Annotated in this window: 16 protein-coding genes; all 16 read left to right on the top strand. The window is 60.3% G+C overall.

Annotation, left to right across the window (positions count from 1 at the left end):
* Positions 1 to 603 carry an NADH-quinone oxidoreductase subunit C gene (locus N5D22_RS12865; protein WP_035217676.1) on the top strand — a complete coding sequence of 201 codons (603 nt, stop codon included), beginning with the start codon at positions 1 to 3 and terminating at the stop codon, positions 601 to 603.
* A complete protein-coding gene (locus N5D22_RS12860) occupies positions 600 to 1,028 on the top strand; it encodes a GFA family protein (RefSeq protein ID WP_279655350.1) in 429 nt (142 codons plus the stop codon). Before N5D22_RS12865 ends, N5D22_RS12860 begins: the two co-directional genes overlap by 4 nt.
* A gap of 1 nt (position 1,029) precedes the next feature.
* Positions 1,030 to 2,220, top strand: a complete 1,191-nt coding sequence (locus N5D22_RS12855) for an NADH-quinone oxidoreductase subunit D (RefSeq protein WP_279655349.1) — start codon at positions 1,030 to 1,032, stop codon at positions 2,218 to 2,220.
* Positions 2,220 to 2,480, top strand: a complete 261-nt coding sequence (locus N5D22_RS12850; protein ID WP_279655348.1) for a hypothetical protein — start codon at positions 2,220 to 2,222, stop codon at positions 2,478 to 2,480. Before N5D22_RS12855 ends, N5D22_RS12850 begins: the two co-directional genes overlap by 1 nt.
* 16 nt (positions 2,481 to 2,496) lie before the next feature.
* Complete coding sequence (locus N5D22_RS12845; protein WP_279655347.1) at positions 2,497 to 3,594, top strand: NADH-quinone oxidoreductase subunit E; 1,098 nt, start codon at positions 2,497 to 2,499, stop codon at positions 3,592 to 3,594.
* A gap of 10 nt (positions 3,595 to 3,604) precedes the next feature.
* Positions 3,605 to 4,909 (top strand): NADH-quinone oxidoreductase subunit NuoF, encoded by a 1,305-nt coding sequence (nuoF, locus tag N5D22_RS12840; RefSeq protein ID WP_020012329.1) that lies wholly within the window; start codon positions 3,605 to 3,607, stop codon positions 4,907 to 4,909.
* Between the two features lie 149 nt (positions 4,910 to 5,058).
* A complete protein-coding gene (nuoG, locus tag N5D22_RS12835) occupies positions 5,059 to 7,140 on the top strand; it encodes an NADH-quinone oxidoreductase subunit NuoG (protein ID WP_279655346.1) in 2,082 nt (693 codons plus the stop codon).
* A 13-nt stretch (positions 7,141 to 7,153) separates the two neighbouring features.
* Positions 7,154 to 8,200 carry an NADH-quinone oxidoreductase subunit NuoH gene (gene nuoH, locus N5D22_RS12830; RefSeq protein WP_279655345.1) on the top strand — a complete coding sequence of 349 codons (1,047 nt, stop codon included), beginning with the start codon at positions 7,154 to 7,156 and terminating at the stop codon, positions 8,198 to 8,200.
* Between the two features lie 36 nt (positions 8,201 to 8,236).
* Positions 8,237 to 8,728 (top strand): NADH-quinone oxidoreductase subunit NuoI, encoded by a 492-nt coding sequence (nuoI, locus tag N5D22_RS12825; RefSeq protein WP_004441327.1) that lies wholly within the window; start codon positions 8,237 to 8,239, stop codon positions 8,726 to 8,728.
* 136 nt (positions 8,729 to 8,864) lie between these two features.
* Entirely contained in the window at positions 8,865 to 9,479 is a 615-nt protein-coding gene (locus N5D22_RS12820) for an NADH-quinone oxidoreductase subunit J (protein WP_003521517.1), read from the top strand.
* A 28-nt stretch (positions 9,480 to 9,507) separates the two neighbouring features.
* Complete coding sequence (gene nuoK, locus N5D22_RS12815) at positions 9,508 to 9,816, top strand: NADH-quinone oxidoreductase subunit NuoK (RefSeq protein ID WP_003521516.1); 309 nt, start codon at positions 9,508 to 9,510, stop codon at positions 9,814 to 9,816.
* Between the two features lie 7 nt (positions 9,817 to 9,823).
* Entirely contained in the window at positions 9,824 to 11,821 is a 1,998-nt protein-coding gene (gene nuoL / locus N5D22_RS12810) for an NADH-quinone oxidoreductase subunit L (RefSeq protein ID WP_279655343.1), read from the top strand.
* Positions 11,821 to 13,332: an NADH-quinone oxidoreductase subunit M gene (locus N5D22_RS12805; protein ID WP_279655342.1), complete on the top strand. Its 1,512-nt coding sequence runs from the start codon at positions 11,821 to 11,823 to the stop codon at positions 13,330 to 13,332. Before nuoL ends, N5D22_RS12805 begins: the two co-directional genes overlap by 1 nt.
* An 18-nt stretch (positions 13,333 to 13,350) precedes the next feature.
* The gene (nuoN, locus tag N5D22_RS12800) at positions 13,351 to 14,793 is read left to right on the top strand and encodes an NADH-quinone oxidoreductase subunit NuoN (RefSeq protein WP_279655341.1); all 1,443 of its coding nucleotides are present in this window, start codon (positions 13,351 to 13,353) and stop codon (positions 14,791 to 14,793) included.
* A 26-nt stretch (positions 14,794 to 14,819) separates the two neighbouring features.
* The gene (locus N5D22_RS12795) at positions 14,820 to 15,560 is read left to right on the top strand and encodes a biotin--[acetyl-CoA-carboxylase] ligase (protein ID WP_279655340.1); all 741 of its coding nucleotides are present in this window, start codon (positions 14,820 to 14,822) and stop codon (positions 15,558 to 15,560) included.
* Positions 15,561 to 15,763: 203 nt separating this feature from the next.
* Positions 15,764 to 17,431, top strand: a complete 1,668-nt coding sequence (locus tag N5D22_RS12790; RefSeq protein ID WP_279655339.1) for a ribonuclease J — start codon at positions 15,764 to 15,766, stop codon at positions 17,429 to 17,431.
* Positions 17,432 to 17,523: the final 92 nt, after the last annotated feature.

The following is a 17,523-nucleotide window of genomic DNA, read 5'->3' as shown; positions in this document are numbered from 1 at the left end:
ATGAGCGAAGCTCTCAACGATCTTGCTGCTTACGTTAAGGAAGCGCGCGGTTCCCTCGTGGTGTCGGCCGATATCGCCTATGGCGAGCTGACGCTGAACACGACGCCTGAAAGCGTGATCGCGCTTTTGACCTTCCTGCGTGACGACGTGCAGTGCGGTTTTGTCAACATCATCGACATTTGCGGCGTTGACTGGCCGCAGCGCGAAAAGCGTTTCGATGTCGTTTATCACCTGCTGTCGCCGCGCCAGAACCTGCGCGTCCGCATCAAGCTGCAGGTCGCGGAAGACGAGGGCGTGCCGTCTTCGACCTCCGTTTACATGGGCGCGGAATGGTTCGAGCGCGAAGCCTGGGACATGTATGGCATTCCGTTCGAAGGCCACAAGGACCTTCGCCGTATCCTCACGGATTACGGTTTCGAAGGCCATCCGCTGCGCAAGGATTTTCCGGTTACCGGCTTTGTGGAAGTACGTTACGATGACGTGCTGAAACGGGTTCTTTATGAACCGGTCGAACTGAAGCAGGAATTCCGCAACTTCGATTTCCTCTCCCCATGGGAAGGAACCGAATATGTTCTCCCGGGTGACGAAAAGGCCAAGCAATGAGCCAAGCCCCCGCGACAGAGCATGCGCAATGTCTTTGCGGCGCCGTCGGCTTCAACGCCGTCATCGGTGCCCGTGAATTTGGCGTTTGCCATTGCTCCATGTGCCGCCGCTGGTCCGGCGGTGCGTTTCTGGCTGTCGAATGCGCTGATATCTCCGTCGAAAACGAAGAGAACCTCGGCGTCTATTCCTCGTCGGAATGGGGTGAGCGCTGCTTCTGCAGGAACTGCGGCAGCACGCTGATGTGGCGTTCCAAGGACGGCAAGCATTTTGCCGTTTCGCTGCAGGCTTTCGATAACCCTTCCAGTTTCAAGTTCGCGTCGCAGATTTTCACGGATGAGAAGCCTTCGAGCTACTCTTTCGCCGAAACCACGCAGAACATGACCGGCCCCGAATTCATCGCCATGATCACCTCGGCGGAGCACTAGAATGACTGAGCATAACGTCCGCAATTTCACGATCAACTTCGGTCCGGAACATCCGTCCGCGCACGGCGTGCTGCGTCTGGTTCTGGAACTGGACGGCGAAATCGTCGAGCGTGTCGATCCGCATATCGGTCTTCTGCATCGCGGCACCGAAAAGCTGATCGAGACCAAGACCTATCTTCAGGCCGTTCCTTACTTCGACCGCCTCGACTACGTCGCGCCGATGAACCAGGAACATGCTTTCGCACTCGCCGTCGAAAAGCTACTCGGCCTCGAAATCCCGATGCGTGGCCAGCTGATCCGCGTGCTTTATTCGGAAATCGGCCGCATCCTGTCGCACATCATGAACGTCACGACCCAGGCCATGGACGTCGGCGCGATGACGCCGCCGGTCTGGGGCTTCGAGGAACGCGAAAAGCTGATGGTGTTCTATGAGCGCGCCTGCGGCGCGCGCATGCACTCGGCTTACGTTCGTCCGGGCGGCGTGCATCAGGATCTGCCGCCGGAGCTGGTCGAGGATATCGGCAAATGGTGCGATCCCTTCATCACCGTTCTTGATAATATCGAGGGCCTTTTGACCGACAACCGCATCTACAAGCAGCGTAACGTCGATATCGGCGTCGTCTCGCTTGAAGACGCCTTCGCCTGGGGTTTCACCGGCGTGATGGTGCGCGGCTCGGGCGCTGCCTGGGATTTGCGCCGCGCGCAGCCCTATGAGTGCTATTCCGATCTCGAATTCGACATTCCCGTCGGCAAGAACGGCGACTGCTACGATCGTTACCTGATCCGCATGCAGGAAATGCGCGAATCCGTGAAGATCATGAAACAGTGCGTCGAGCTTCTGTCCGGCAAGCACCGCATCGGCCCGGTTTCCTCGCTTGACGGCAAGGTGGTTCCGCCGAAGCGCGGTGAGATGAAGCGCTCGATGGAAGCGCTGATCCACCACTTCAAGCTCTACACCGAAGGTTATCACGTTCCGGCTGGCGAAGTTTACGCCGCCGTCGAAGCGCCCAAGGGCGAGTTCGGCGTTTACGTGGTCGCCGATGGTTCGAACAAGCCCTATCGCTGCAAGATCCGCGCGCCGGGTTACGCACACCTGCAGGCCATGGATTTCCTGTGCAAGGGCCATCAGCTTGCCGACGTTACAGCCGTGCTCGGCTCCCTCGACATCGTGTTCGGGGAGGTCGACCGCTGATGCGTCTGCCGCTGGCCATACCGGCTTTTCTCGCTGCGATGTCTGCCCCCGCTCTCGCCCAGACGGCGACGGACGAGGGCAGCATATCGCTGTCGAGCGGCGGCTCTTCGACCATCAAGCAGCTTCTGTCGTCGGGATACGAGATCAAGGCCTCGGTTCCCAATGGCAGCAAGTTCATCGTGTTCATGCAGAAAGACAAGGCGGCTTACGCCTGCGAATTCGTCACGGTGGCGAGATCGCGTTGTGAGACGTTAAACTGAAAAGGCGTGAGGAAGTATGTCCGTTCGTCGACTAGCCGAAGATCAGTTCCAGCCCGTGGCGTTTGCCTTCAATGCGGAAAATACCGCATGGGCGGAAAAGACGATTCTGAAATATCCGCAGGGACGCCAGCAATCGGCGGTCATCCCGCTGCTCATGCGTGCGCAGGAACAGGACGGCTGGGTAACCCGCGCCGCCATCGAAAAAGTCGCTGATATGCTGGACATGGCCTATATCCGTGTTCTGGAAGTGGCGACCTTCTATACCCAGTTCCAGCTGAAGCCGGTTGGCACGCGCGCCCACGTTCAGGTCTGCGGCACCACGCCCTGCATGCTGCGCGGCTCGGAAGCGCTGATGGATGTCTGCCGCAAGAAAATCCACCACGATCCGCTGCACACCAATGAGAGCGGCACGCTCTCCTGGGAAGAAGTGGAATGTCAGGGCGCCTGCGTCAACGCGCCGATGGTCATCATCTTCAAGGATGCCTATGAGGACCTGACGCCCGAGCGTCTGGAAGAAATCATCGACACGTTCGAGGCAGGCAAGGGCGACACCGTCAAGACCGGCCCGCAGATCGATCGTCACGAGTCGGTTCCGGTCGGTGGCCTGACGACCTTGACGGAAGAGATCAAGCCGGATCGTTCCAATCTCGACAAGCCGGCCGAAGCGCCTGCGGATGCCGCGCCGGTTCCGCCGTCCAATGCCGCCAAGCCGAAGACGGATGCTCCGGAAACCGATCCGAAGCTGAAGACGCCGGCGACCGCGCCGAAGGCTGCGGAAGCGAATGTGAAGGCCGCCGAAAAGGAGGCTTCGGGCTCTGCGAAGCCGTCGCTCGATTCCAAGGATCGTCCGGCCGGCATCGAAAAGCCCGCAACGCCCGACGACCTGAAGCTGATTTCCGGCGTCGGTCCGAAGATCGAGGGCACGCTGCACGAACTCGGCATCTTCACCTTCGCGCAGGTCGCGGGCTGGAGACAAGCCGAATGCGACTGGGTCGACGGTTATCTGAATTTCAAGGGCCGCATCGAACGCGACGAGTGGATCAAGCAGGCCGAGGCGCTCGCCAAGGGTGGCGAAGCCGAGTATATCAGGGTCTTCGGCAAGAAGCCGCGGTAAGAGGTGAAGCATGTTAAAAGATCAGGATCGCATCTTTACCAATCTCTACGGCCTCAAGGACAAGTCCCTGAAGGGCGTGAGAGCGCGCGGCCATTGGGACGGCACCAAGCAGATCATCGAAAAGGGCCGTGACTGGATCATCAACGAGATGAAGGCTTCCGGCCTTCGCGGTCGCGGCGGCGCTGGCTTCCCGACGGGTCTCAAGTGGTCCTTCATGCCGAAGGAAAATGACGGCCGTCCGCATTATCTCGTCGTGAATGCCGATGAATCCGAGCCCGGCACCTGCAAGGACCGCGAAATCCTCCGCAACGATCCGCATACGCTGATCGAAGGCTGCGTGATCGCCGGTTTCGCCATGGGCGCGCATACCGCCTATATCTATGTTCGCGGCGAATATATGCGCGAGCGTGAGGCGCTGCAGGCGGCCATCGACGAATGTTACGATGCCGGCCTGCTTGGCAAGAACAACAAGAACGGCTGGGATTTCGACATCTACGTCCATCACGGCGCCGGCGCCTATATCTGCGGCGAAGAGACGGCTCTGCTCGAAAGCCTCGAAGGCAAGAAGGGCCAGCCGCGCCTGAAGCCGCCGTTCCCGGCCAATATGGGCCTTTATGGCTGCCCGACGACCGTCAACAACGTTGAATCGATCGCCGTTGCGCCGACCATCCTGCGTCGCGGTGCGGCATGGTTCTCTTCCATCGGCCGTCCGAACAATGTCGGCACCAAGCTGTTCATGGTCTCCGGCCACGTCGAGCGTCCGTGCACCTTCGAAGACGCGCTGGGTCTGTCCTTCCGCGAGCTGATCGAGCACCATTGCGGCGGCATTCGCGGCGGCTGGGACAATCTGCTCGGCGTCATCCCCGGCGGCGCATCCTGCCCCATCGTTCGCGGTGAGGACATGAAGGACGCAATCATGGATTTCGACGGCATGCGCGAAGTGAAGTCTTCCTTCGGCACCGGCGGCATGATCGTCATGGACAAGTCCACCGACGTCATCAAGGCGATTGCCCGCATCGCGGCCTTCTTCAAGCATGAAAGCTGCGGCCAGTGCACGCCGTGCCGCGAAGGCACCGGCTGGATGTGGCGCGTGCTGGAGCGCATGGTCAAGGGCAATGCCCAGAAGCGCGAAATCGACATGCTGTTCGAAGTGACGAAGCAGATCGAAGGCCACACCATCTGTGCGCTCGGCGACGCCGCCGCATGGCCGGTACAGGCGCTGATCCGCAATTTCCGTCCGGAAATCGAAAAGCGCATCGACCAATATACCTACAGGGCCATGGATGATGGCGCTGTTCTGGAAGCCGCTGAATAAGCATTGAGGCTTCTGGCGGAGCCGGAATTTTCCGGCCTCGCGACACCATGAAGCGTCTGGCAGACGATAAGAGTGCCGGGCGCGATTAAGGATTTGTTGCGGACCGTGTGAGACATGGGACGAACAGGCAACAGGACGTAAGTAGGACCATGGCAAAGCTCAAGGTTGACGGTAAAGAGATCGAGGTTCCGGATCATTTCACGCTGTTGCAGGCGTGCGAGGAGGCTGGCGCCGAAGTTCCGCGCTTTTGTTTTCATGAGCGCTTGTCGGTCGCGGGTAACTGCCGCATGTGTCTCATCGAGGTGAAGGGCGGACCGCCCAAGCCGGCTGCATCCTGCGCCATGGGCGTGCGTGACGTTCGCGGCGGCCCGAACGGCGAGTTGCCTGAGGTTTTCACCAACACGCCGATGGTCAAGAAGGCCCGCGAAGGCGTGATGGAATTCCTGCTCATCAACCACCCGCTGGATTGCCCGATCTGCGACCAGGGTGGCGAATGCGACCTGCAGGACCAGGCCATGGCCTTCGGCATCGCCGGTTCGCGTTACGCGGAAAACAAGCGCGCGGTTGAAGACAAATATATCGGCCCGCTCGTCAAGACGGTGATGAACCGCTGCATCCACTGCACGCGCTGCGTCCGTTTTACGACGGAAGTGGCCGGCATTGCCGAACTCGGCCTCATCGGCCGTGGCGAAGATGCCGAAATCACCACCTACCTCGAGCAGGCGATGACCTCGGAGCTGCAGGGCAACGTTGTTGACCTCTGCCCGGTCGGCGCGCTCACCTCCAAGCCTTTCGCCTTCACCGCCCGTCCGTGGGAGCTGAACAAGACCGAAACCATCGACGTGATGGATGCGCTCGGTTCGGCCATCCGCGTCGATACACGAGGCCGCGAAGTCATGCGCGTCATGCCGCGTGTCAACGAGGCGATCAATGAAGAGTGGATTTCCGACAAGAGCCGTTTCATCTGGGACGGCCTGAAGACGCAGCGCCTCGACCGCCCTTACGTCCGCAGGGATGGCCGTCTGCAGCCCGCAAGCTGGGGCGAAGCCTTCGGTGCGATCAAGCAGGCTGTTGCCGCAACATCCGGCAGCAAGATCGGCGCTATCGCCGGCGATCTGGCCTCCGTTGAAGAAATGTTCGCGCTGAAGTCGCTTCTCGCGTCGCTCGGTTCGGCCAATGTCGATTGCCGTCAGGATGGCGCTGCACTCGATCCGTCGCTCGGCCGTGCAAGCTACCTGTTCAACTCCACCATCGAAGGTATCGAACAGGCCGACGCCCTGCTGATCGTCGGTTCCAATCCGCGTTACGAAGCGGCCGTGCTCAACGCCCGCATCCGCAAGCGCTGGCGTCGCGGCGGTTTCCCGATCGGCGTGATCGGTGAAGCCGGCGAACTGCGCTACAATTACGAATATCTCGGTTCCGGCGCTGAAACGCTGTCCGATCTGGCCAATGGCTCGCACAGCTTCATCGACAAGCTGAAGTCTGCCAAGAACCCGCTGATCATCATCGGCCAGGGTGCTCTGGCGCGCGCCGATGGCGCGACCGTGCTCGCCGCTGCTGCAAAGCTTGCCGTTTCGGTCGGCGCTGTCACCGAAGAGTGGAACGGCTTCTCGGTTCTGCACACCGCCGCTGCCCGCGTTGGCGGTCTCGATATCGGCTTCGTGCCGGGTGAGGGCGGTGTTGCCGCAGCAGACATGGTTGCCTCCATGGATGTTCTCTTCCTGCTCGGCGCCGATGAACTCGACCTCTCCAACAAGGGTGCGAAGTTCACCGTCTATATCGGCAGCCATGGCGATCAGGGCGCGATGAACGCCGACGTCATCCTTCCGGGTGCGGCCTATACCGAAAAATCCGGTATCTGGGTCAACACCGAAGGTCGCGTGCAGCTGGGCAACCGCGCCGGTTTCGCACCGGGCGAAGCCCGCGAAGACTGGGCGATCCTGCGTGCGCTGTCCGATGTTCTCGGCAAGAAGCTGCCGTTCGATTCGCTGTCGGCGCTCCGGGGTCAGCTCTATGTCGCGCATCCGCATCTGGCGGAAACCGACGAGATCGCCGCCGGCAAGGCCACGGATATCGAGGCTTTGGCCGGCAAGACCGGCGCGCTCACCAAGTCGGCGTTTGCCTCGCCGGTAAAAGACTTTTATTTGACGAACCCGATTGCGCGCGCATCCGCCGTCATGGCCGAGTGCTCCGCATTGGCCCGCAACAATTTCCAGGCTGCGGCAGAGTAAGGGTAGGGGATTTATGGAACAGTTTTTCTGGAGCTACGTCTGGCCCGCGCTGATCATGGTCGGCCAGTCCCTGCTGCTTCTCGTTTGCCTTCTGGTGGCCATCGCCTTCCTGCTGCTTGCCGACCGCAAGGTCTGGGCGGCCGTTCAGCTGCGCCGTGGTCCGAACGTCGTTGGTCCCTTCGGTCTCTTCCAATCTTTCGCCGACCTGTTGAAGTTCATCCTCAAGGAGCCGGTCATTCCGGCCGGCGCCAACAAGGCCGTCTTCCTTCTGGCGCCGCTGGTTGCGGTGACGCTGGCGCTCGCCACCTATGCCGTTATTCCCTTCAACGAAGGCTGGGTTGTCGCCAATATCAATGTCGGCATCCTCTATATCTTCGCGATCTCCTCGCTCGAGGTGTACGGCATCATCATGGGCGGCTGGGCTTCGAACTCGAAGTATCCGTTCCTCGGCGCACTGCGCTCCGCAGCGCAGATGGTGTCCTATGAAGTCTCTATCGGTCTCGTCATCGTTACCGTTCTGCTCTGCGTTGGTTCGCTGAACCTGACGGATATCGTTCTGGCCCAGAAGACCGGCCTCGGCACCATGCTCGGCCTGCCTGCCTCGTTCCTCGACTGGCACTGGCTGTCGCTGTTCCCGATGTTCATCGTGTTCTTCATTTCGGGCCTTGCCGAAACCAACCGTCCGCCCTTCGACCTTCCGGAAGCGGAATCGGAGCTGGTCGCCGGTCACATGGTCGAATATGGCTCCACGCCCTACATGATGTTCATGCTCGGCGAATATGCCGCGATCGTGCTGATCTGCTGCCTCACGACCATCCTCTTCCTGGGCGGCTGGCTGCCCATCGTGGATGTATGGTTCCTGAACTGGGTGCCGGGCATTGTCTGGTTCGCGATCAAGGGCTGCATGGTTTTCTTCATGTTCGCTCTGGTGAAGGCCTTCGTTCCGCGTTACCGCTATGACCAGCTCATGCGCCTTGGCTGGAAGGTGTTCCTGCCGCTGTCGCTCGCCATGGTCGTTATTGTTGCATTCGTATTGAAGCTGACGGGGTGGGCCGGTTGATGCCTGAACTCCTCGCTCAAAGATCTGGAGACTGAGATGGCAAGCCTCTCCCAAGCCGTCAACTCGCTGTTCCTCAAGGAATTCGTCGGTGCAATCTTCCTGACGATGCGCCACTTCTTCAAACAGAAGGCGACGATCAACTATCCTTTCGAAAAGGGTCCGGTGTCGCCGCGCTTCCGTGGTGAACATGCGCTGCGCCGTTATCCGAACGGTGAAGAACGCTGCATCGCCTGCAAGCTGTGTGAAGCGATCTGTCCCGCTCAGGCGATCACCATTGAAGCCGGCCCGCGCCGCAACGACGGCACCCGCCGCACGGTGCGTTACGATATCGACATGGTGAAGTGCATCTATTGCGGTTTCTGCCAGGAAGCCTGCCCGGTGGACGCCATCGTCGAAGGCCCGAACTTCGAATTCGCGACGGAAACCCGCGAGGAGCTTTATTTCGACAAGCAGAAGCTTCTCGACAATGGCGACCGCTGGGAGCGTGAAATCGCACGCAACCTCGCACTGGATGCGCCTTACCGCTAAGGTGCAACCGTCTTTCCGGGGGAGACCCCGGAGAGCGATGAAAAGTAAAATGCCTGCGCGGTTTTCGCCGGCGGGGACGAAACGGGTGAGGGGCCTTCGAGCCATCTTCTCCCGATGAGGACAAGAAGGCACCAAGATGGGTCTGCACGCTGTATTCTTTTATATATTCGCTTTCGTCGCCGTGGCGTCTGCGTTCATGGTCATCGCATCGAAGAACCCTGTTCATTCGGTGCTGTTTCTGATTTTGACCTTCTTCAACGCAGCCGCGCTGTTCCTGCTGACGGGCGCCGAATTCCTCGGCATGATCCTGCTGGTGGTTTATGTCGGCGCCGTCGCGGTGCTCTTCCTCTTCGTCGTCATGATGCTGGATGTGGATTTCGCCGAGCTTCGCTCGGGCGTGCTGCAATATGCCCCGGTCGGTGCGCTGATCGGTGTCATCCTGGCGGCGGAACTGATCGTTGTGGTCGGCGGCAGCATGCTGAACCCGATCGCGGCCAAGTCCATCACCATGCCGATCCCGCCTGTCACCGAACGCACCAATACGGCCGCACTCGGCGATGTGCTCTATACCAATTACGTCTACTTCTTCCAGCTCGCCGGCCTCGTGCTGCTGGTGGCCATGATCGGCGCCATCGTGCTGACGCTGCGTCATCGCACCGACATCAAGCGGCAGGATATATCCACGCAGGTCGGCCGCGACCCGAAGACCGCCGTCACCACGGTCAAGGTCAAGCCGGGCCAGGGCATCTGAGGCGCGAACGGATCCAAGGAAACAGAATATGGAAATCGGTCTTTCCCACTACCTGACGGTCAGCGCCATCCTCTTCACGATCGGCGTCTTCGGCATCTTCCTCAACCGGAAGAACGTCATCGTCATCCTGATGTCGATCGAACTCATCCTCTTGGCGGTCAACATCAACATGGTGGCTTTCTCGGCCTTCCTGAACGATATCGTCGGCCAGGTCTTCGCTTTGTTCATTCTGACCGTCGCAGCCGCCGAAGCGGCCATCGGTCTTGCAATACTCGTTGTCTTCTACCGCAACCGCGGATCGATCGCCGTCGAAGACGTCAATATGATGAAGGGCTGATAAGGCTATGATCTACAAGGCTATCGTCTTTCTTCCACTGATCGGCTTCCTGATCGCTGGCCTGTTCGGCCGCTCGATCGGCGCCAAGGCGTCGGAATATGTCACCACCGGTCTGATGATCGTGGTCGCCATCCTGTCATGGATCGTGTTCTTCACCGTGGCACTCGCCCATGGCGAGCCGGGCGAGGTGATCAAGGTCACCGTGCTGCGCTGGATCCAGTCCGGCGGCATCGATGTCGAATGGGCCTTCCGCATCGACACGCTGACGGCCGTCATGTTCGTCGTGGTCAATACGGTCTCGACGCTCGTGCACCTTTATTCGATCGGATACATGCACCACGATCCGCATCGTCCGCGCTTCTTTGCCTATCTGTCGCTCTTCACCTTCGCCATGCTGATGCTGGTGACCTCCGACAACCTGCTGCAGATGTTCTTCGGCTGGGAAGGCGTGGGTCTGGCGTCCTATCTGCTGATCGGTTTCTGGTTCAAGAAGCCGTCCGCCTCGGCTGCCGCCATGAAGGCCTTCATCGTCAACCGCGTCGGCGACTTCGGCTTCATTCTCGGCATTGGCGGCGTGTTCGTGCTGTTCGGCTCGATCAATTTCGAAACCATCTTCGCCGCCGCCAGCACCTATCTGCCGGCCGAGGGTGCCGCCTCCACGGAAACCGTCATCAACCTGTTCGGCATGCAGCTGGACAAGGTAAATGCGATGACGGGCGTGTGCCTGCTGCTCTTCATGGGCGCCATGGGCAAGTCGGCGCAGTTCCTGCTGCACACCTGGCTGCCGGACGCGATGGAAGGCCCGACCCCGGTTTCGGCCCTCATTCATGCCGCAACCATGGTCACCGCCGGCGTCTTCCTCGTCGCCCGCATGTCGCCGCTGTTCGAACTGTCGCCGGATGCGCTCACCGTCGTGACGCTGATCGGCGCGATCACCGCCTTCTTCGCGGCGACCGTCGGCCTCGTGCAGAACGACATCAAGCGCGTTATCGCCTATTCGACCTGCTCGCAGCTCGGTTACATGTTCGTGGCGCTCGGCGTCGGCGCTTATGGCGCTGCCGTGTTCCACCTCTTCACGCACGCCTTCTTCAAGGCTCTCCTGTTCTTGTGCGCCGGCTCGGTCATCCATGCCGTCGATGGCGAGCAGGACATGCGTTACATGGGCGGCCTGCGCAAGCATATCCCCATCACCTTCTGGACCATGACCGTCGGCACGCTGGCGTTGACCGGCGTCGGTATCCCGGGCACGATGATCGGTTTTGCCGGCTTCTTCTCGAAAGACGTCATCATCGAATCCGCTTATGCTTCGCATTCGGTTCTCTCGGGCGTCGCCTTCACGCTGCTGGTCATCGCCGCGCTGTTCACCAGCTTCTACTCCTGGCGTCTGGCCTTCATGACCTTCTTCGGCAAGCCGCGCGCTTCGGCTGACGTCATGCACCATGTGCATGAATCGCCGATGGTCATGCTGATCCCGCTCTTCATCCTCACGGTCGGCGCGATCTTCGCCGGTGTTGCTTTCGAAGGTTATTTCTTCGGCGAAGAATATGCCGAATTCTGGAAGGGCGCCCTGTTCACGCTTCCCGGCAATGAAATCCTCGAGGAGTTCCATCACGTGCCGCTGTGGGTGAAGTGGAGCCCGTTCTTCGCCATGGCGCTTGGTTTCGTGACCGCCTGGTACATGTATATCAAGTCGCCGGAGACGCCGAAGCGTCTGGCCGAGACCCATCGCGGCCTCTACCAGTTCCTTCTCAACAAGTGGTATTTCGACGAACTCTACGACTTCCTCTTCGTACGTTCCGCAAAGGCGCTCGGCCGCTTCCTGTGGAAGAAGGGTGACGTCGCCGTCATCGACCACTATGGACCGAACGGCATTGCAGCGCGTGTGGTTGACGTGACCAACCGCATGGTCCGCCTGCAATCCGGCTACCTCTATCATTATGCCTTTGCGATGCTGATCGGCATCGCGGCGCTTGTCACCTGGATGATGCTCGGGAGTGCCCTCTGATGACCGATTGGCCCATTCTTTCAACGGTCACCTTTCTGCCGCTCGTCGGCGTGGTGCTCCTGCTTCTGACGAATGAGAACGGCCCTTACGGTCGCCGCAACATTCTCAGTGTCTCGCTGCTGACGACCGTCTTCACCTTCCTGGTGTCGCTGTTCATCTGGATCGGTTTCGACAATTCGAACCCCGGTTTCCAGATGGTCGAAAAGCACGCCTGGTTCGGCAATATCGCCGCCTATCATCTCGGCGTCGACGGCATCTCCATGCTGTTCGTCATCCTCACCACCTTCCTCATGCCCTTCTGCGTGCTGGCAAGCTGGGATTCGATCGAAAAGCGCATCAAGGAATACATGATCGCCTTCCTGCTCTTGGAAGTCGTCATGATCGGCGTCTTCGTGGCGCTGGATACGGTTCTTTTCTACGTCTTCTTCGAAGCGACGCTGATCCCGATGTTCATCATCATCGGTGTCTGGGGCGGTAAGGATCGCGTCTACGCATCTTACAAGTTCTTCCTCTACACGCTGCTCGGTTCGGTTCTCACCATGCTCGCCATCATGGCCATGTACTGGCAGGCCGGCACGACCGACATGACCGAACTCCTGAAATACGGCTTCCCGGCCGGCATGCAGACCTGGCTCTGGCTCGCCTGTTTCGCCGCCTTCTCGGTCAAGATGCCGATGTGGCCGGTGCACACCTGGCTGCCCGACGCCCACGTTCAGGCCCCGACCGCAGGCTCCGTCATTCTTGCCGGCGTCATGCTGAAGCTCGGCGGTTACGGTTTCATCCGCTTCTCGCTGTCGATGTTCCCCTTGGCGTCTGACTATTTCGCGCCTTTCGTCTTCACGCTCTCGGTTCTCGCCATCATCTACACCTCGCTGGTGGCGATGATGCAGGACGACATCAAGAAGCTGATCGCCTATTCCTCCGTCGCCCACATGGGTTACGTGACCATGGGCATCTTCGCCGCCAACGTTCAGGGCGTGCAGGGCGCAATCTTCCAGATGCTGTCGCATGGTATCGTGTCTGGCGCGCTCTTCCTCTGCGTCGGCGTTGTCTACGACCGGCTGCACACCCGCGAGATTGCGGCCTATGGCGGCCTCGTCAACAACATGCCGAAATATGCCGTCGCCTTCATGGTCTTCACCATGGCCAATGTCGGTCTGCCCGGCACGTCGGGCTTTGTCGGTGAATTCCTGACGCTGATCGGCGTCTTCCGTGCCAACACGCTGGTCGCGCTGTTTGCGGCAACCGGCGTCATCCTCTCGGCCGCTTACGCGCTGTGGCTTTATCGCCGCGTGATCTTCGGTGCGCTGGAGAAGGAAAGCCTGAAATCGATGCTCGACCTGTCGACCCGCGAAAAGGTCATCCTTTATCCGCTGGTTGTGCTGACGATCTTCTTCGGCGTCTATCCGGCTCCGGTGTTCGATGCGACAGCCGCATCGGTCGATCTTCTGGTAAACAACTATACGGCTGCATTGCAGGCGGCGCAGAATGTTGCGCTCACTATGAATTGACGACAGGACCCGTTGGACATGACCGCTGAAATCCTTTTTGCCAGTCTGCACATTGCGACGCCCGAGCTGATCCTTGCGGTCGGCGCGCTGGCGCTGCTCATGATTGGCGTCTTCTCGGGCGACAAGTCGACAACGACGGTCACCGGCCTTGCCGTTGCCCTCCTGCTCGTCGTCGGTCTCTGGATCATTTTTGCCCCCGCTTCGGGCGTGGCCTTCGGCGGTGTCTATATCGCCGATGCCTTCGGCAACTTCATGAAGGTACTGGCGCTGATCGGCTCCATCACCGCCATGATCCTCGCCGTCGGCCAGGGCCGCTTCGAACCCATAGGCCGTTTCGAATATCCGGTGCTGCTGGTTCTTGCGACGCTCGGCATCCTGCTGATGATCTCGGCCAACAACCTGATCTCGCTCTACATGGCGCTGGAACTGCAGTCGCTGGCGCTCTATGTCGTCTGCGCCATCAACCGTGAAAGCCTGCGCTCCACGGAAGCGGGCCTGAAGTATTTCGTGCTCGGCGCGCTGTCTTCCGGCATGCTGCTTTACGGCATGTCGCTGGTCTACGGTTTCACCGGCAATACCGGCTTTACCGAAATCGCCCAGGTTCTGGCCTCGGAAACCCGTTCGCTCGGTCTGGTCTTCGGCCTGGTCTTCGTTCTTGCCGGTCTCGCATTCAAGATTTCGGCCGTGCCGTTCCACATGTGGACGCCGGACGTTTATGAAGGTGCGCCGACCCCGGTAACGGCATTCCTTTCGGCTGCGCCGAAGATCGGCGCCATGGCGATCCTCGTTCGCATCGTCATCGAGGCCTTCCAGCCGGTCTTCGCCGACTGGCAGCAGATCGTCGTGTTCATCTCCATCGCCTCCATGCTGCTGGGCTCCTTTGCCGCCATCGGCCAGAAGAATATCAAGCGCCTGATGGCTTATTCCTCCATCGGCCACATGGGTTATGCGCTGGTCGGTCTTGCCGCCGGCACCGAAGCCGGTGTTGCCGGCGTCATCCTCTACATGACCGTTTATATGGTCATGACGCTCGGCACCTTCGCCTGCATTCTCTCCATGCGCCGCAAGGAAATCGGCAATGTCGAGACTGTCGAGGATATGGCTGGTCTTTCCTCCTCCAACCCCTTCATGGCGGTTGTGCTGACGATCCTGATGTTCTCGCTTGCCGGCATCCCGCCGCTCGCCGGCTTCTTCGGCAAGTATTATGTCTTCCTCGCAGCCATCGAGGCGAAGCTCTATCCGCTCGCCATCATCGGTGTGATCGGCTCGGTTGTCGGCGCCTATTATTATATCCGCGTCGTCAAGGTCATGTGGTTCGATGAAGCCAAGGACAAATTCGAGCGTCCCGCTGGTGAACTCAAGGTCGTTTACGCACTTTCGGCCCTGTTCGTTGTCGCCTTCATCGTCTTCGGCGGTGCGCTCGGCAACGCGGTGACAGTTGCGGCGAAGACCTTCTTTTGAGCAGCACGCACAAGCATACGGGCCGGATGTCCATCGATGACTTCCGGCACGAGGCGATGGCGGAAACGCCATCGACCAATCTGGAATGTTTCGCCAGGGCAAGGGCGGGCGATGGCGGCAATCTGTGGATCACCGCCATCCGCCAGACTGGTGGACGCGGCCGTCGCGGCCGTCCATGGGTCTCCGAACCCGGCAATCTCTACGCCTCGCTTCTCCTGATCGATCCCGCGCCGATGGACCGTATAGGGTCTCTGCCGCTTGCCTTCGCGCTGGCTGTCTATCGCGCCATCCGCGCGGTGCTGCCGACGGGTGGTGAGCCGCTCGAAATCAAGTGGCCGAATGATGTGCTGATCGGCCGCCGCAAGACCTGCGGCATCCTGATGGAAGCGGAACTGCTGCCGGATGGCCGGCGCGCCATCGTCATCGGCATCGGCATCAACATCGCCCATAAGCCGGACAATCCGCTTTATCCCGTCACCATGCTTTCCGAACACGGCGCGTTCTGCTCACCCGATGAGTTGTTCGCCCATCTTTTCCAAGAGACGGCGGAGGTGCTGCGGGACTGGGATGAGGGCAGGGGCGTTGCCGGCATCATCGCCGGCTGGCGGGCGGCGGCCTGCGGTATTGGCGAACATATTACCGTCAATTTCCCGGATCGTTCGATTGGCGGGCGTTTTGCCGGAATTGATGATAATGGTTATCTGCTGCTGGATGAGGATGAGGGCGGAAGGCGCTCCATCGCCGCCGGCGACGTATTTTTCGGATGAGGTGGACGGTGCGGGCCATGAACCCGCGCCGAACCGGATTCCACGGGTTGGAGCTTTCCTGCAGCTCATGAAAAGCAGGGTGACAAACCGGTTCCGCATCGGCCCGGTCTATCAGATGGTTCAACAGGTCCGATGCTAAAGAGAGCGGCGGGCGCGGCATGATGCCGTCGCCTGCGCGCCTTTGTGAATGGATAAGAAAAACAATGGCTAAACAGGACGAACTGGTCTTTGTGCCGCTCGGCGGCGTGGGTGAAATCGGCATGAATCTGGCGCTTTACGGCTACGGGCCGGAAAGCAAGCGCCAATGGATCATGGTGGATTGCGGCGTAACCTTCGCCGGCCCGGACCTGCCGGGCGTCGATCTGGTACTGCCTGACATCGGCTATATCGCCGAGCAGAAGAAGAACCTCAAGGGCATCATCATCACCCACGCTCATGAGGACCATTATGGCGCGCTGAACGATCTCTGGCCCGGCCTCAACGTGCCGGTCTATGCCTCGCCTTTCACCGCCGGCATGCTGGAAGCCAAGCGCGCCTATGAAGGCACACGCGCCGAAATTCCGGTGACGATCTTCAAGGCGGGCGACCGCATCAATGTCGGCCCGTTCGAAATCGAGGCGGTCGGCGTCAACCACTCCATTCCGGAGCCGATGTCGCTGGTCATCCGCACGCCGCTCGGCAATGTCATCCACACCGGTGACTGGAAAATCGACGAGGCCCCATCGCTCGGGCCGTTGACGGATGAGGCGCGTTTCCGCGCCATCGGCGAAGAGGGCGTACTGGCGCTGATGTGCGACAGCACGAATTCGGTGCGCGATGGTGTGTCGCCCTCCGAACACGAGGTTTCCGAAGGCCTGCGGCAGATCATCGAGAATGCCGAGGGCCGCGTGGCGGTCACCACCTTCTCCTCCAATGTCGGGCGCATCCGCTCGATCGCGCAGGCGGCAGAGGCCGCGGGTCGCGAGGTGTTGCTGCTCGGCTCGTCGCTGAAGCGTGTCGTTAATGTCTCGCAGGATCTCGGCATCATGGAAGGCATCAAGCCGTTCCTCGCCGAAGATGAATATGGTTATATTCCGCGCGACCGGGTGGTGCTGATCCTGACCGGTTCGCAGGGCGAGCCGCGCGCCGCGCTCGCCAAGCTTTCGCGTGACGAGATGCGCAACGTGGCGCTCGCTTCCGGCGATACGGTGGTGTTCTCCTCGCGCGCCATCCCCGGCAATGAGAAGGCGATCATCGACATCAAGAACGGCCTCATCGAACAGGGCGTCCATATCGTCACCGACAATGAGGCGCTGGTGCATGTTTCCGGCCATCCGCGCCGCAATGAGCTTCTGAGGATGTATGAATGGACGAAGCCGCAGATCGTCGTGCCCGTGCATGGCGAGGCGGCGCATCTGGTGGCGCAGAAGGAACTGGCCGAACAGGCCGGCATCGCGCAGGTGCCGAAGGTGCGCAACGGCAATGTCCTGCGCCTTGCGCCCGGCCCGGCCGAGGTCATCGATGACGTGCCGCATGGCCGCGTCTTCAAGGATGGCAATCTCGTCGGCGATATGGACGAGATGGGCATCAGCAATCGCCGCAAGCTTTCCTTCGCCGGCCATGTCGCGGTCAATGTCGTGCTGGATAGCCGCTATGATTTCGTCGGCGATCCCGATGTCGTGCCCTTCGGCCTGCCGGAATTCGACGACGAGGACGAGGCGATGGAAGACACGCTTTATGACGCCGTGCTCGGCGCCGTCGAAAGCATTCCGCGCGCTCGCCGCAAGGATCTGGATCTGTTGCGTGAAGCGGTGCGCCGCGCCGTGCGCGCCGCCGCCAACCAGAGCTGGGGCAAGAAGCCGATCGTGACGGTTTTTGTGACCAAGGTCTGAGCCGGGGGATTCCCGGCAACCAGCCCGGGCGCCTGTCTCTTCTTCGTTGATTTTAGGGCCGTGCCGCAAAGCGCGGCCCTTCTGTTTTTTCT

Source organism: Agrobacterium sp. GD03872 (assembly GCF_029840625.1).
Lineage (GTDB): Bacteria > Pseudomonadota > Alphaproteobacteria > Rhizobiales > Rhizobiaceae > Agrobacterium > Agrobacterium fabrum_A.
The sequence above is the reverse complement of the archived record's forward strand: the minus strand, read 5'-3'. Positions and strand labels throughout refer to the sequence as shown.